Below are 507 nucleotides of genomic sequence, written 5' to 3'. Positions count from 1 at the left end.
AGCAGCGTGTGGCGAGAGAGCTGACGCAGGAAATAGCGGCAGTGTCTGTCGGTCCAGTCGAGCATCGGCGCGATGGAAAAACGGTGTGCAGGGAAATCGGACTGTAGTTCTGACGGCATGGCGAAGTTTTAAGCATGTGGTGGAAAAGGGGCGCTACTATAGCACAAAGAAAAGCCGGTGGCGCATGGCCTCCGGCCGTCTTAGAAGGTGACGCTCAGCTGCGCGCCTGCCCCCCAGGTTTTGTCCTCGCCGTACAGACCCATCAGATCCACATGGACCGCGTTGAACGGCGCAAAGCCAACACCGCCGGTGAAGACGTTGCTGTCATTGTCCTTCACGTCCGCGCGATAACCGGCGCGCACCGCCAGCCAGCTGAGCGGAGTGACCTCGGCGCCGACGCCGACGTACTGAGAGTTATCTTCGCTTTTGAAGCCTTTGGTTTCGGTCAGATCGCCATCGGCAGTCAGGGTCACCAGATCGTTATGCCAGGCCACGCCCGCAGTCACC

At 60.0% G+C, this 507-nt stretch carries 1 protein-coding gene and 1 pseudogene; both read right to left on the bottom strand.

Features of this window, described 5'->3' with window-relative positions; genetic code table 11:
- A partial coding sequence (locus K5E19_RS24090) for a tRNA-dihydrouridine synthase (protein ID WP_221553417.1) occupies positions 1-119 on the bottom strand: 119 nt, incomplete at its 3' end.
- A gap of 81 nt (positions 120-200) precedes the next feature.
- Positions 201-507: pseudogene (locus K5E19_RS24085) on the bottom strand (conjugal transfer protein); the annotation flags it as partial.

This window comes from Enterobacter sp. RIT637, from assembly GCF_019718755.1.
Classification (GTDB): Bacteria; Pseudomonadota; Gammaproteobacteria; order Enterobacterales; family Enterobacteriaceae; genus Enterobacter.
The sequence above is the reverse complement of the archived record's forward strand: the minus strand, read 5'-3'. Positions and strand labels throughout refer to the sequence as shown.